The organism is Novosphingobium rosa NBRC 15208 (assembly GCF_001598555.1).
Classification (GTDB): domain Bacteria; phylum Pseudomonadota; class Alphaproteobacteria; order Sphingomonadales; family Sphingomonadaceae; genus Novosphingobium; species Novosphingobium rosa.
The window spans coordinates 51485-67173 of sequence record NZ_BCZE01000031.1 but is presented as its reverse complement, the minus strand read 5'-3'; the positions used below and the strand labels follow the sequence as shown (position 1 = coordinate 67173).

Annotated in this window: 8 protein-coding genes; 3 read left to right on the top strand and 5 right to left on the bottom strand. The window is 65.2% G+C overall.

Annotated elements, in window-relative coordinates; genetic code table 11:
- Nucleotides 1-181: 181 nt before the first annotated feature.
- Nucleotides 182-3163 carry a TonB-dependent receptor plug domain-containing protein gene (locus SR3_RS13050; RefSeq protein WP_218018818.1) on the top strand — a complete coding sequence of 994 codons (2982 nt, stop codon included), beginning with the start codon at nt 182-184 and terminating at the stop codon, nt 3161-3163.
- Nucleotides 3164-3265: 102 nt separating this feature from the next.
- Nucleotides 3266-5839: a glycoside hydrolase family 3 C-terminal domain-containing protein gene (locus SR3_RS13045; RefSeq protein ID WP_068086506.1), complete on the top strand. Its 2574-nt coding sequence runs from the start codon at nt 3266-3268 to the stop codon at nt 5837-5839.
- Nucleotides 5840-5959: 120 nt separating this feature from the next.
- Here SR3_RS13045 and SR3_RS31290 read toward each other — a convergent pair whose 3' ends face one another.
- Nucleotides 5960-6136 (bottom strand): hypothetical protein, encoded by a 177-nt coding sequence (locus SR3_RS31290; RefSeq protein WP_157098831.1) that lies wholly within the window; start codon nt 6134-6136, stop codon nt 5960-5962.
- A gap of 320 nt (nt 6137-6456) precedes the next feature.
- A complete protein-coding gene (locus tag SR3_RS13040) occupies nt 6457-8889 on the bottom strand; it encodes a glycoside hydrolase family 31 protein (RefSeq protein ID WP_245653900.1) in 2433 nt (810 codons plus the stop codon).
- Nucleotides 8890-9016: 127 nt separating this feature from the next.
- Between SR3_RS13040 and SR3_RS13035 the strand changes: the two genes are divergently transcribed.
- Nucleotides 9017-12457, top strand: a complete 3441-nt coding sequence (locus SR3_RS13035) for a glycosyl hydrolase 2 galactose-binding domain-containing protein (RefSeq protein ID WP_084455513.1) — start codon at nt 9017-9019, stop codon at nt 12455-12457.
- Between the two features lie 31 nt (nt 12458-12488).
- Here SR3_RS13035 and SR3_RS13030 read toward each other — a convergent pair whose 3' ends face one another.
- From SR3_RS13030 to SR3_RS13020, 3 genes are read right to left on the bottom strand one after another with little or no spacing between them, the layout of a single operon-like run.
- Nucleotides 12489-13826 (bottom strand): GntT/GntP/DsdX family permease, encoded by a 1338-nt coding sequence (locus SR3_RS13030; RefSeq protein ID WP_068086500.1) that lies wholly within the window; start codon nt 13824-13826, stop codon nt 12489-12491.
- Nucleotides 13827-14222, bottom strand: a complete 396-nt coding sequence (locus SR3_RS13025; RefSeq protein WP_068086497.1) for a RidA family protein — start codon at nt 14220-14222, stop codon at nt 13827-13829.
- Nucleotides 14223-15683 (bottom strand): N-acyl-D-amino-acid deacylase family protein, encoded by a 1461-nt coding sequence (locus SR3_RS13020; RefSeq protein ID WP_068086494.1) that lies wholly within the window; start codon nt 15681-15683, stop codon nt 14223-14225.
- Nucleotides 15684-15689: the final 6 nt, after the last annotated feature.

The window sequence follows — 15689 nt, the reverse complement described above, 5'->3', positions numbered from 1 at the left end:
GATAATTCGGCGGTGCGGAGATGTTTTGCCTGTTGTGACGGGTTTCGCACAGGCCGTTTCTTTAATAAAGAAAATTGACGAATTTAACTTGTGAAGCGCGCCGCTTTCGACTTATGAAAATGAAATGCGGAAAACCGATGGCTGGGCAGATGGTGCCAGCTGCGAAAAAAGGGGGATTTCAATGAGGCTTGTCACCACCAAGACGATCATGCGTGTGGCGCTGGCGGCGTCCACCATGCTGGCCACACCGGCCCTGGCCCAGCAGGCGGAAGGCGCGGCCCAGCCCGCTCCGGCCGCTGCGCCCGAACCTGCCGCCGCGCCCGCTCCCGAGGCCGGCCGCGACATCATCGTGACCGGATCGCGCATCACCAGCAGCGGCTTCAGCGCGCCGACACCGACCCAGGTGCTCAATTCCGAGGCGATCGCCAAGAACGCCCAGCCCAATATCTTCACCACCATCGCCCAGCTGCCCTCGCTGACCGGCAGCACTGGCGCGACGGTCGGCGCGAACGGCACCTCGACCGGCGTGCAGGGCCTTTCCACGCTCTCGCTGCGCGGCCTTCAGCCGATCCGCACGCTGACGCTGATCGACGGCCAGCGTGTCGTGGGCGCCAATGTGACGGGCGTGGCCGATGTCAGCCTGTTCCCGCAGCTGCTGATCGAGCGTGTCGATGTGGTGACCGGCGGCGCTTCGGCCTCCTATGGGTCGGACGCGGTGGGCGGCGTGGTCAACTTCGTGACCAACACCCGCTTCAAGGGCTTCAAGGCCAATGTGCAGGGCGGCATCAGCCAGTATGGCGACGATGGCAATTACACGGTGCAGATGGCCGTGGGCAAATCCTTCTTGGCAGATCGTCTGCATGTCATCCTGAGCGGCGAATACAGCCATGAGGGCGGCATCCCCTCGGCAGGTTACGGTGTGGGCAACGATCCCAACGGCAGCGGCCCCAACGGCCGCGACTGGCTGGTGGCGCGCAACCTCATCAACCGCGGCATCACCAATGACGGCCTGCCGCAGTATCTCGACCGCAACTTCACCCAGACCTATCAATCCTCGCTCTATGGCCTGATCACCGCCGGGCCGCTGCAGGGCACGGCCTTCGACAAGAACGGCAATCCCTATCAGTTCCAGTATGGCTCCAACGGCGTGCCCTCGAAGGCGGCCAATGGCGCGGTGATCGGCTGCTACAATGGCCTGTGTCAGGGCGGCGACCGTTCGGGCAATGTGGCCAATGGCAATGCGCTGATGTCCTCGCTGACGCGCGCCAATGGCTATGGCCGCATCGGCTTCGACATTGACAGCAACAATGAGATCTACACCACCGTCAACGTCGCCCGCGTGACGACGGGCAATGTGCCCAACCCCGGCTCGGCGCAGTTCGGCAATCTGACGCTGCAATGCTCGAACCCCTACGTGCCCGCCGCCATTCAGGCCGCCTGCGCCACCAACGGCATCACCAGCTTCAGCTATGGTGTCGACAACGCGATCTTCCCCAACTTCATCAACGTCCACACCAAGCGCGACCAGTATCGCTTCGTGCTGGGCGCCAAGGGCATGATCCCGGTGCTGGGCACCGACTGGCACTATGACGGCTATTACGAGAACGGCACCGAGATCACCGACATCCGCGTGCACGACATTCCGCTGATGCCGCGCTACAATGCGGCGATCCAGGCGGTGCGCGGCGCCAATGGCACGATCACCTGCGCCAATCCGGTTGCGGTGGCGAGCGGATGCCAGCCCATCAACATCATCGGCGGCGCCACCCCCAGCACGGCGGCGCTCAACTATGTCGAGCCGCTGAACGGGCCGTTCCAGCACACGCGCCAGCGTCAGGATGTGGTCAGCTTCGCGGTCAATGGCGAGCCGCTGCGCCTGCCCGCGGGACCGCTCTCGGTGGCCTTCGGTGGTGAATTCCGCCATGAATACTACAAGGTCAGCGCCGATCCCTATGGCAATGGCGTCAGCGATGGTTCGTCCTACACCGCCGATTATCCTTCGGACCCACTGCTCAATCCGCTGGGCGGCAACTGGTATGCTGGCAACTATCACAATGGCAGCGGCGCCTACAGCGTCTATGAAGGCTTTCTGGAGCTGAACGCGCCGCTGTTCAACTCGCAGGCGGCGGGCAAGGCCAACCTCAACATGGCTGGCCGCATGACGCATTACACCACCTCGGGCACGGTCTATACGTGGAAGATCGGCGGCACCTGGAACACGCCGCTCGACGGCATCCGCCTGCGCGCCGTCACCTCGCGCGACATTCGCGCGCCCAATCTGAGCGAGCTTTACGCCGCGCCCGTCACCAGCAACCGCACGGGCACGACCAACCCCTTCAACAACACCTCGCTCACCGTGCTGCAGACCACCACGGGCAACCCGAACCTGAAGCCCGAAGTGGCGAGCAACACCGAGGCGGGCATCGTGCTGTCGCATCCCTCGTGGGCGCCGCATCTGAACCTGTCGTTCGATTACTACCGCATCAAGATCAAGAGCGCGATCTCGGCTCTGGACGCGCAGACGCAGATCAACCTGTGCTATGGCGGCGTTGCCACCACCTGCGGCACGTTCAATCTCAATGATCCGAACAATGCCTATGTGACGGTGCAGCCCTTCAACCTGTCGTCCATCTTCACCGACGGTTTCGACATCGAGGGCAGCTATCAGTTCGACATGTCGGGCCTGAAGCTGCCGGGCAAGGTCACGCTGCGCGGTCTGGCCACCCATGTGCGCAACTTCATCACCAACACCGGCCTGCCGGGCACCATCCCGATCCAGCTGGCGGGCGTGAATCTGGGCCAGAATGCGGTGCCCAAGTGGAAGCTGCTGATGGTGGAAGACTACAGCACCGACAGGTTCAGCTTCACCCTGCAGCAGCGCTGGTTCAGCGCCGGTGTTCTGGCGAATGAATACATCGTCTGCCAGAGCAACTGCCCGGTTTCGACCGTCAACCATCCGACGATCGACCGCAACTATCTGCCGGGCGCGCTCTATGTCGATCTGAGCACATCCTACAAGATCACGAAGAACATTCAGGCCTATGTGAAGGTCGACAATCTGTTCAACAAGGATGCGGCCACCGTGCCAAGCGATATCACCAATCCCGGCCTTTATGATGTGATCGGCCGGATGTATCGCTTCGGCATTCGCGCCACCTTCTAAAGCCTCCTCCCCCCCGAGGGCCCTGGTTCCGCGCGCAATGCCCTTTCGCGCGGGACCGGGGTTTTATTGTGCCTGCTCGACCTTGCCTTTAAGGACATGCCCATGCTGCCGCTGTTGCTGATGGTTGCCGATGCCTCCGCCGCCTCTCAGGCGATCGATCAGACGATCGCCACGATGACGCTGGAGGAGAAGGCAGCCCAGCTCGGCAATGCCGCCCCGGCGCTGCCCAGGGCCGATCTGCCCGCCTATGACTATTGGAGCGAGGGACTGCACGGCTTCGCGCGCGATGGCGTCGCCACCGTCTTCCCGCAGGCCATGGCGCTGGCGGCGACATGGGATGTCGATCTGCTGCACAAGGTGGGCGATGTCGTCTCGACCGAGGCGCGGGCGCATTACAATGCCAAGCCGCGCGACGCTGACCGGCGGCGCTTTGGCGGACTGCATATCTGGTCGCCCAATGTGAACATCTTCCGCGATCCGCGCTGGGGGCGCGGGCAGGAAACCTATGGCGAAGACCCTTATCTGACCGGGCGGCTGGGCATCGCTTTTGTGCAGGGCATTCAGGGGCCCGATCCGGCGCATCCCAAGGCGATTGCCACCCCCAAGCATTTTGCCGCCCACTCCGGGCCGGAGGCGGGGCGCAACAGCTTCGATGTCGATGTTTCGCCGCGTGATCTGGCCGAAACCTATTCGCCCGCCTTCCGCGCGACGTTGACGCAAGGGCAGGCGCTTTCGACGATGTGCGCCTACAATTCGCTGAACGGTACGCCCGCCTGTGCGTCTTCCGCCCTTCTCAACGACAAGGCGCGGGGCGACTGGGGCTTCAAGGGCATGGTCGTCTCGGACTGCGATGCGGTGGGCTATATCGCCACCTTCCATCACTATCGGCTCGACGCGAAAGGGGCGGCGGCGGCGGCGCTGAAGGCGGGCACCGATCTCGATTGCGGGCCAACTTACGATGCGCTGCCCGCAGCCGTGCGTGAAGGGCTGGTGCCGGAAAGCGCGCTGGATCAGGCGCTGCGGCGGGTGTTCGCCTCGCGCGCGGCGCTGGGGATCGCTTTCGGGCAGCGCAGCCCGTGGGACAAGATCAAGCCTTCGCAGAACGACGCGCCGCAGCATCGCGCTCTGGCTGAGCAGGCGGCGGAAAAGGCGCTGGTGCTGCTGACCAACAAGGACCGCCTGCCGCTGAAGACGGGAACGCGCATCGCGGTGATCGGGCCGAATGCGGATTCGCTCGATACTCTGGAGTCCAATTACCACGGCACGGCGGCAGCTCCGGTGACCCCGCTGGAGGGCATTCGCACGCGTTTCGGGGCCGCGCAGGTGCGTTATGCGCAGGGTAGCGCTCTGGCCGAGGGCGTGCCGGTGCCCGTGCCCGAAACAGCGCTTTCAGCCAACGGCAAGCCCGGCCTGCAGGGCGCCTATTTCGCCAGCACGGAGATGAGCGGCACGCCGCTGCTGACGCGGCAGGACCGCAAGATCGATTTCGACTGGGATCGCGCGCCGCCCGTCAAAGGTCTTGGCGAGCAGGACTACGCTGTGCGCTGGACGGGGCAGATCACGCCGCCGGCCGCCGGGCGCTATACGCTGCGCATCGATGTGCCGCGCTGCTTCGATTGCGAGGGGCATGATCCCTTCACCCTGTGGATCGACGGCAAACCGGTCATCACCGATGGGGGCAGCGACGATGGCGTGGAAACCGTCCTCGATTTCGCCGACGCCCGCCCGCGCGACATCCGCATCGACTACATTCACAAGAGCGAGGATGGCGGCATCGGCCTGCGCTGGGTCGCCCCGCTTGCCGCGCAGCAGGCCGAGGCGGTGGCGGCGGCCAGGGACGCCGATGTGGTGGTGGCCTTCACCGGCCTGTCGCCCACGCTGGAGGGCGAGGCGCTGCGGCTCGAGGTGCCCGGCTTCGTCGGCGGGGACCGCACCGCCATCGAGCTGCCCGCGCCGCAAAAGGCCCTGCTGGAGGCTCTGGCGGGCACCGGCAAGCCGCTGGTGGTGGTGCAGATGACAGGTTCCGCCATCGCCGATCCCTGGAGCAAGGACCATGCCGACGCCGTGGTTGCGGCGTGGTATCCGGGCCAGTCGGGCGGCACGGCGATTGCGCGGATGCTGGCGGGCGATGTCAATCCGGGCGGACGTTTGCCGGTGACCTTCTACGCCGCCACGCGCGATATGCCCGCTTATATCGACTACAGCATGAAGAACCGCACCTACCGCTTCTTCACCGGCAAGCCGCTGTACCCCTTCGGCCATGGGCTGAGCTACACCAGCTTCACCTATGCAGCGGGTGATGCGGCGGGACTGAGCGTTGCGGCGGGGCAGCCACTGACCGTCTCCGTGGATGTCGCCAACAGCGGCCAGCGGGCCGGGGACGAGGTGGTGCAGGCCTATCTCGCGCCGACGGCGCCCCAGCCCGAAGGGCGGACCGTGCCGGTGTTGCAGCGCCAGCTCGTCGGCTTTTCGCGCATCAGCCTCAAGCCGGGCGAGACGCGCAAGGTGAGCTTTACCGTCGATCCACGCAGCCTCTCGCTGGTGGAACTGGATGGTACCCGGGCGATCGTGCCCGGGCGCTATCGCCTGTTTCTGGGCGGTGGGCAGCCGGGGGATGCTGGCGGCGTGTGGCGCGATGTGACGATTACCGGTGCGCGGACGGTGTTGGCGAAGTAATGATCTGGCGCCCGCCCATATCAAGTGGGCGGGCGTGACCAGTTTGTTCGCGAGACCTGTAACTTGATCGGTGTGCTCGATGTGAGCGCCAATGCTCAGCAGGCTGAGGCTTCGCCGACATCAGAATGGCTCGGCAAACTCTTGCAGCCAGCTTTTTTCCAATGTCTTGTGGTATCGATAAAACGATAGGGCGGCGGCCGGAATCAGCAAGACCGAGTACCAGGCGGGTGAGGAATACAGTTCCCAAAGCATGGCGATTGCGAAGGGCAAGGCCGATGGTTCGGCGTGCTTGGTCATTGCTGGACGCGGGCGCTCGGGTAAAATTTGGCGCTGAAATATAATAATTTATTCAAATATATAGTACACAATCGGCATTGCGGGCCATTTTTTAAAATATAGTGAGAAGTATCTTCCCGAAGTTCATAGCGCTTCCGCGAAGTATCTTCCCGAAGTTCATAGCGCTTCCGCGAAGTATCTTGCGATAACGGGCGCATCGAGCTCATTGTCTAACGCTGAATCAGTAGCCTGACGTAGACAATAAAGGGATTGCAAAGGGCAGTGGCCCTTTGGCCGCCGGAGGCAAAAGACCTTAATCCTTCTGCCTCCGGGGCCTTGTTTTAGCTCGCTACCACTGTAACTTCGCTAACGCGCGCGGGATCGGCAATCTCGAAGCCGAGCGTTTCAGCTGTGGCATCCGGTGTGGCGTCCACCGACTTGCCCGCCTGCGTCACCTTCGCGCTGCCATGCCAGTCATGCACGATGATCGCTACGCGCTGCCACCATGGCTTGAAGCTGCCCTCGCGCTTGTCGAACAGGATGTGCAGGCCACGGCTGTCACGCGTGCAGCGGATGGTCTGGCGCAGGAAGGCGCCCCGCGTGAAGCCCAGCGAATGGCCGTCGTCGAGGTAGAGGTTTCCGCTGCAGTTATCGCCGGGATAGATATGCAGCTCCAGCGGGCCCTTGGGCGTTTCGGCAAGGCTCTGTACCAAAGGCTGGCGCGGCAGGATGGTGCCTGCGCGGACATAGACCGGCAGGCTGTCGAGGCGGGGCGTTTCGGTGAGCAACAGGGCGTCGCCGTCGCGCTGGTCGGGGGAGGGATGGCCCGTCACGCGCTTGCCGCTCCACAGGTCGAACCAGCCGCCCGCGGGCAGGCAGACGTCGTAGCTCTGGGGCGATTCCATCTTGGGCGGCGGGGCGACCAGCAGGCTGCGGCCCACGGTGAAGGCCATGCTCTGATCGCAGCCGCGCGCGGTGAGCAGGCCGGGGTAGTCGTAGAAGGTCGGGCGCATCAGCGGGTCGCCGCTGCGGGCGTTGAGATCGGCCAGAGCGTAGAAATAGGGCATCAGCCGGTAGCGCTCTTCCACGAAGCGGCGGCGGATGGCGAGGTGATCGGGCCCATCGACCCAGGGCTCGGCGCGGGGGGCGCCCTGCGCGCTGTGATCGCGGAAGATGGGCGTGAAGGCGCCGATCTCGAACCAGCGCGTCAGCAGATCGGCGCTGGGGCCGCCGGTGAAGCCGCCGACATCCGCGCCCGCCCAGCTAAAGCCCGAAAGGCCCAGATTGATCAGCTGATGCACAGAAAGCCGCAGGTGATCCCAGGTCGAGCTGTTGTCGCCCGTCCAGGTCACCGCATAGCGCTGGCCGCCCGCGTAGGTGGCGCGGGTCATCACGAAGGCGCGTTCATCGGGGCGCAGTTTGCGCAGGCCATCATAGGTGGCGCGGGTGTTCTGCATGCCGAAGACATTGTGGATCTCGGCATGGGTGGCGTCGCGCGGGGCGAAATCGTCGCTGGCGATATGGTGCACCGTGTCGAGCGGCATGGTCTTGGTCGGCGTTTCGAAGACAGCCGGTTCGTTCATGTCGTTCCAGAAACCGGCGATGCCGTCTGCGGTGAAGCCCTTGTAGAGGGTGCCCCACCAGTCGCGTGCGCCCTTGTCGGTGAAATCGGGGAAGACCGCCGGGCCGGGCCAGACCGGGCCGACAAAGGTGGAGCCATCGGGATTGCGGACGAAATGCTTGCCCGCCATACCGCTGTCATAAGGCGCGTAACCCTGATTGGCGGCCCGCGCGATATGCAGATCGGTGATGGCGATCAGATTGATGCCGTCGCGCTTCAGCTCTCCGGTCAGCCCCGCCAGATCGGGGAAGGTTTTGGTGTTGACGGTGAAGGGCCGGTTGCGGTCCTGATAATCGATGTCGAGCCACATGGCGTCGGTCGGCACTTTTTCGGCGCGCAGGCGGGCGGCGATCTGGCGCACTTCATCCGCGCTCATGTAGCTGTAGCGCGACTGCTGATAGCCCAGCGCCCAGAGCGGCGGCAGCGGCGCGCGACCGGTCAGATCGGTGTAGCGGCGCACCACCTCGGCGGTGCTGGGGCCGGCGATCAGGTAATAGTCGATGGGGCCATCGGGCGCGCTGATGATGGTGCTGTCGGCGTCGACATGGCCGAAATCGAAGGCGGCGCGGAAGGTGTTGTCCAGCAGCAGGCCATAGCTGCCGCCCGGCCCTCCGGCGGCAATGAAGAAGGGGATCGACTTGTAGATCGGGTCGCGCGTGCTGGAGAAGGCGACATCGGTGTTCCAGTCGACATAGGTCTGGCCGCGCCGGTCGAGATCGGCCCCGGTCTTGTCGCCCAGCGCGAAGATATGTTCGGAGATCGGCAGCTGCTTGCGCAGGGTGAAGCCGGTGCCGTGGAGCGTCAGCGGATCGATGGTGTCTTGCGAGATCACCTTGCCGCTGAGATCCTCGACGGTCAGGCGGCCGTCTGCCAGCCGGACGCGGATCTGCGCGGTGGTGAAGCCATCCTCGGTGGGGTGAACGGCAACGCTGGCCTTGCGCATGGCGGCGGGCACGGCCCAGCTGGCATCCTCGGGGAAGCGGCCATCCCGGGCGATGCGGATGCGCACAATCTGGTCCGTGAGGGCGGTGACGCGCAGCAGTGCTGTGCCGATGCGCATTTCGGCTCCATCGCGCTGCGGGCTGACGGCGGCAGCGGATGAGGGCGCTGCCATGGCGGGAAAGGCGGGCAGCAGGACAAGGTGGGCGGCCATCAAAAGCTTTGTGCAACGGCGCATTGCGCTTCCTCTCCATTTAATAAATAAAATTGTCTAAAGAAGTCTTGCGGCCCGGTGTCAACCTGCGGCAGGGTAGGCGCGAGAGAGAAACAGGGGAAGCGGAATGAACGGGATCAAGGCCCTTGCGGCATGTCTGATCGCAGGGGTGGCGGCAGGGCCGGTGATGGCGCAGCAGATCGACTGGCCCTCCTCGCGCATCGCCCATCCCAAGCGGGCCGAGATCGGGCCGTATAACGCCGTCTTCCTGAGCGGTTCGGACGGCATCGAGCATCCCGCCCAGGGCTATGGCGCTGACGAACATTTGCCCGATGCCGCGCAATGGACGCTGCGGGTCTGGGTCAAGCCCTCCGCCTTGCCCAAGGGGCGGGCCCCTGTGGCGGGGATCGGCAAGGGTGAGGATCTGCGTAGCTTAGCGCTGGAGGATGGGAAGCCGGTGTTCGCCGCTGGCGGCGCAATCATCCGGGCCGCGCAGCCGGTGACGGCGGGAAGCTGGCACCTGCTGGTCGCAAGTGGAGATGGGGAGGTGGTGCGCTTCTCCGTCGATGGCGCGCCTGCCGGATCGGCCAAAGCACGGCTTGTGACCCCGACCGGGCTTGTCGTCCTGGGCGCGCGTGAACCGGGTGCGCCGGGTTTTGCGGGCCATATCGCCGGCTTCGCTTTCATGCCCAACTTGCCCGGCGCGGGCGATCTGGCGCTAACCCCGCCTGACGAAGCGCTGATCCGCTTCGAGGATGCCAGCCCCAGCTGGCCGCTTCAGGTCAAGACGAATTACGGTCTGGCGATCCCGCAGCCTGTCTGGGAGTTGCCGAAGAGCAAGGCGCCTTTCCCAGTCCCGGTCGCCAAGCCGCTGCACGATGCTCCCGCGCTGGAGGCAAAAGGCGAGGGGCGTTACGCCGTCAACGGCTGGCGACTGATCGAGGCGCCGCGCCTGCAGGCCGATGGCGCCACGATTTCCCGCACGGGTTTCGATGCGAAAACATGGCATGCCGCCACCGTGCCGGGCACCGTGCTGACCACGCTGGTCGATCGCGGCGTCTATCCCGACCCCACCATCGGCCTCAACAATATGGCGATTCCCGAAAGCCTGTCGCGGCAGGATTACTGGTATCGCAGCGAATTCATCCTGCCCGCCCTGCCGGACAAGCGGCTGACGCTCACCTTCGGCGGCGTGAACTATGCCGCGCAGGTCTGGGTGAATGGCGTGGCGGTGGGCGATGTGAAGGGCGCCTTTATCCGGGGCCGCTTCGATGTGACGCAACTGCTCAAGCCCGGCGCGAACAGCATCGCCGTGCTGGTCTCGCCCCCGCCGCATCCCGGCATCGCGCATGAGCAGTCTCTGGCGGGCGGTCGCGGCGACAATGGCGGCGCCCTGATGAGCGATGGTCCCACCTTCAGCGCCAGCGAGGGCTGGGACTGGATTCCCGGCGTGCGCGATCGCAACACCGGCCTGTGGCAAGGCGTGGAACTGGCGGCAACCGGCGTGGTGACGCTTGGCGATCCCGCCGTGTCCACCCGCCTGCCGCGCGCCGATAACTCCATCGCGGAAGTTTCCATTGAAGTGCCGGTGGTCAACCATGGCTCGGCGGCAGTCACCACCACGGTGCGGGCAAGTTTCGATGATGTGGCGGTGGAGCGCTCCATCACCGTGCCAGCGGGTGGCACAGCGACTGTCAACTTCGATCCCAAAAGCTTCCCCCAACTGGCGGTCGCTCATCCGCGTCTGTGGTGGCCCAATGGTTATGGCGATCCGGTGCTGCACAGATTGCATCTGACCGCCTCGGCCGATCATGCGCCGTCCGATACGCGCGATCTCGATTTCGGCATGCGCAGCGTGACCTATGAGCTGGCCTCGCTGGATAGCGAGGGCACGCTGCGCCGTGTGCTGGTCGACAGCGATCTGGCCCATCGCCTCGGCACGCCGGTGATCGATGAGCGCCATGCCGCGCTCCGCAAGGTGCGCGGGGGCTGGGCCAATTCGCTGATGCCGGGGGCGGAGAATTCGCCTGCGGTCAAAACCCTGCCCGACGATCCGCTCGGCACGCAGCTGGTGCTGCGCGTCAATGGCGTGCGGATTGCCGCGCGCGGCGGCAATTGGGGCATGGACGATATGATGAAGCGCGTCGCCCCCGAGCGGCTCGCGCCCTATTTCCGCCTGCACCGCGAGGCGGGGATGAACATCATCCGCAACTGGATGGGCCAGAGCACTGAAGAGGCCTTCTATGCGCTCGCCGACAAAAACGGTCTGATGGTGCTCAACGATTTCTGGGAATCGACGCAGGACGGCGATGCCGAGGCGCAGGATGTGCCGCTCTTCGTTGCCAATGCGCGCGATGTGGTACGGCGCTATCGCACGCATCCTTCCATCGTGCTGTGGTTCGGGCGCAATGAGGGTGTGCCCCAGCCCGCACTGCAGAATGCCTTGCAGGAGATGGTCTGGCAGGAGGATGGCACGCGGCTCTACAAGGGCAATTCGCGGATCATCAATCTGGCGGGTTCGGGCCCCTATGAATGGCATAGGCCGGAGGATTATTTCACCTCCTATCCGCGCGGTTTCGCCGTGGAGGTCGGCACCGCCAGCTTCCCCACGCTGGAGGCCTGGCAGCGCACCGTGCCTGCCCCTGCCGACCGCTGGCCGGTCAGCGATGCCTGGGTCTATCACGACTGGCATCAGGAGCGCGGCGTTTCCATGGCCAGCTTCACGCAGGCGCTTGAAAACGAGTTCGGCCCGGCGAAGGATCTGAAGGATTTCGAGCGCAAGGCGCAGATGCTCAACTACGAATCCCACCGCGCCATTTTCGAGGGCTTTAACGCCGGGCTGTGGACTCGTAACAGCGCGCGCATGCTGTGGATGACGCATCCGGCCTGGCCCTCGGCGGATTTCCAGATCTATTCCTCGGATTACGACACGCATGCCGCCTTCTACGGGACGAAAAAGGGCGCTGAGCCGGTCCATATCCAGATGAACCAGCCGGGCCATCAGCTGGTGATGGTCAACACCACGCTGGCGGCGGTGAAGGGCGTGCGGATGCGCGCGTTTGTGACCGATCTCTCCGGCGCCACGCTGCTGACGCGCGAGGCGACAGTGAATGTCGGCGCCAATGCGACCGTCGAGGCCCTGACGCTGCCGCTCGATGCGGTGCTGGCCAAGGGGCCGGTGCTGGTGCGGCTGGAAGCGTTCGCCAGCGATGGCAAAAAGCTGTCGGAGAATTTCTATTGGCAGGCGGCTAGGCCCGAAGACCTTCGGGCGCTGAGCGCGATGCCTCAGGTGACGCTCAAGGCCGGCGCTCAGGCGGAAACACCCACCGATGGCGAGCAGGTGGAGACCATCACGCTGGCCAACACGGGCCGGACGCCCGCGCTTCAGGCCAAGCTCACCCTGTTCGACGCGAAGGGCGAGCAGATCCTGCCCGCCTATTTCAGCGACAATTACCTCTCGCTGCTGCCCGGCGAAACGCGCCGCGTGACGGTGCGCTACCCGCAGCAACGTGGCACGGCAACGGTGCGGCTGCGTGGCTGGAACATCGCCGATGGTGAGGTGAAATAAGGGTGGAGCCCGCGCCGGTCAGGCGCGGGCCTCACACCACCAGCGAAAGGCCGTAGGTCAGCAACAGGCCGACCATCGAGATCAGCGTCTCGCAGACGGTCCAGCTGCGGATCGTATCGGCCACGCTCATGCCGAAATATTCCTTCAGCAGCCAAAAGCCGCCATCGTTCACATGGCTGAACACCACCGATCCCGCGCCGGTGGCCAGCACCAGCAACTCGGGCCGCACGCCGGGGCTGGCGGCGGCCAGCGGCGCGACGATGCCCGCCGCCGTCGCCATGGAGACCGTCGCCGAACCGGTGGCGACACGCATCAGCGCGGCGATCAGCCATGCCAACACCAGCACTGGCACATGCGCTCCGGCCACCGCCTGCACGATGGCGCCGGAAATCCCGCTCTCGGTCAAGACCTTACCGAAGCCCGCGCCCACGCCGACCACCAGCGTGATCATCGCCGTGGGCCCAAGGCAGTCATTGGTAAAGCTGCGGATCGCCTCCGCCGACATGCCGCGCGCCAGCCCTAGCGTCCAATAGCTGACCAGCACGGCGGCCAGCAGCGCCACCACCGGCGTGCCGACAAAGCGCAGCGATGCATCCAGAGACGAACCCGGCGTGGCCACGGCGGCGGCCAGACTGCCCGCCATCATCAGCAGCACCGGCAGCAGCAGCGTGGCCAAGGTGATCCCAAAGCCGGGCGGTGTGGGCTTGTCATGCAATGCGGCAGGCTCGGCGCCCACGGGTTGCAAGGGAGACAGGCGCGGCACCACCCATTTGGCATAGACCGGCCCGGCAATGGCGGCGGTGGGAATGCCCACGATCAGCGCATACAGCACCGTCAGCCCCACATCGGCGTGATAGGCCTGCGCGGCCAGCATGGCGGCGGGGTGAGGCGGCACCATCGCATGGACCACCGACAGCCCCGCCGCCATGGGCAGGCCGACCCTCATCGGATGCGCGTCCAGCCGTCGCGCCACCGTGAAGACGATCGGCACCAGCAGCACAAAGCCGACCTCGAAAAACACCGGCAGGCCGACGATCAGCGCCACGCTCATCATCGCCCAATCGGCGCGGCGCGGCCCGAAAAAGCCGATGACCGTATCGGCGATGCGCTCGGCACCGCCGGATTCGACCATCATCTTGCCCAGGATCGTGCCCAGCCCGACGACCAGCGCGATATGGCCAAGCGCCCCGCCCACACCGGTCTCGAAGATTTTCACGATGCCGGTGGGGGGTATCCCGGCGGCCAGCGCCAAAGCCAGCGAGACCAGCACCAGCGCGATAAACGGGCTGAGCCGGACGCGCACGATCAGCAAAATCAGCGCGGCGATCGCCATGATCGCCTCGGCAAAGAGCAGGCCGCCGCTGTGCATTTACGCGGGCTTCTTATAGGCGACGCAATCGACCTCGACCTTGCAGTCGACGACCATCTGCGAGACCACGCAGGCGCGCGCCGGAGGATTGGCGCCGAAATACTCCTTGAACACGCGGTTGAACGACATGAAATCGCGCGCGTCATCCAGCCACACGCCGCAGCGCACGACATGCTCGGGCCCGTATCCGGCCTCTTCCAGAATGGCGAGAACGTTGCGGATCGCCTGATGCGACTGGGCGATGATGCCGCCATCGATCACCTCGCCGTTCACCATCGGCACCTGACCCGAAACATAGAGCCAGCCATCGGCTTCCACCGCGCGGGAAAAGGGCAGGTGCTGGCCACCGGTGCCGCTGCCGCCTTCGACGCCATAGCGCTTGAGATCTGAGGTCATTCAGGAAATCCTTTCGTGATGGGCCGGAGTGGTCCGGTGAAGCATGGTGCCGCCGCGCGCGCCGGTGAGGCCTTGCGCGGTCAGCGTGGGGGTGCCGTTGACCCAGACGCCCAGAATGCCTGCGGCGGGCTGGGCAGGATCGTCATAGGTGGCGGTGTCGGCGATTTTGGCTGCGTCGAACAGCACGAGATCGGCGGCGTAACCCTCGCGGATATAGCCGCGCTTGCGCAGGCCGAAGCGGTCAGCGGGAAGTCCGGTCATCTTGCGGATGGCGACCTCCAGCGGGAAGAGGCCGCGCTCGCGGGCGTAATGGCCCAGCACGCGGGGGAAGCTGCCCCACAGGCGCGGATGCGGGCGCGGGTCGCAGGGCAGGCCGTCCGAGCCCACCATCGTCAGGCGGTGGGCGAGGATGGCGTCGACATCGCTCTCCGTCATGCAATGATAGACCGCGCCGGCCGGTTGCAGCTTTGCCGCCGCCTCGCGCAGGTTGACGCCCCAATCGGCGGCGATGTCGGAGAGCATGCGCCCGGCTTGCGTGGGGTCGCCTTCGGACCAGGTGATTTTGATCGGGGTTTCGGGCACGACCTGTTTCAGATCCAGCGTCGAGGAGCTGGCGGTGTAGGGGTAGCAATCGCAGCCGACCGGGTGATCTGCGGCGGCCTTCTCCATCATGGCGAGGATTTCGCCGCTGCGGCCGTATTGCGGCGCTCCGGCGCATTTGAGGTGCGAGACGATAACGGGGGCTTCTGCATGCCGCCCGATGGTGAAGGCTTCCTCCAGCGCCTGGGTGATGGCGCCCGCCTCGCTGCGCAGATGGGTGCAATAGAGCGCGCCGGTGTCGCGCAGGGCTTCGCTGAGCGCCATCACCTCCTGCGTGGAGGCGGCATTGGCGTTGCCATAGGCGAGGCCGGTGGAAAGCCCGAAGGCTCCGGCGGCGAGGGCCTGCTCCAGATCATGGCGCATGGCGGCGCATTCGGCCTGTGAGGCGTCGCGGTCCAGCCGGTCGAGATGGCGGGCGCGCAGCACCGTATGGCCGACCAGTGCGATCACATTGGTGGCGGGCTGGGCCGCTTCGACAGCTCTGGCGTAGGCGGCAAAATCGGCATGACGGAATTGCGCGGGATCGCCCAGCAGGACCATCGGATCGGGCAGCTCGTCCACCGCGCTGAAATCCGCATGCGCGCTGATGCCGCAATTGCCGACGACCACGGTGGTGACGCCCTGGGTGATTTTGGCGGCCATCTGCGGCGCGGCGATCACGATGAGATCGTCATGGGTATGGGCATCGATAAAGCCCGGCGCCAGCGCGAGGCCGCGTCCGTCGATGGCATGGGCCGGGGCATGGGTGGCGGGTTGAGCGATGGCGTGGATGCGCCCGTCCCGCAGGGTAACATCGGCGGGGAAAGGTTGCGTGCCGGTGCCATCGTAAACCGTGACGTCTGCGATGATGGTCTCTGTCATATTTAT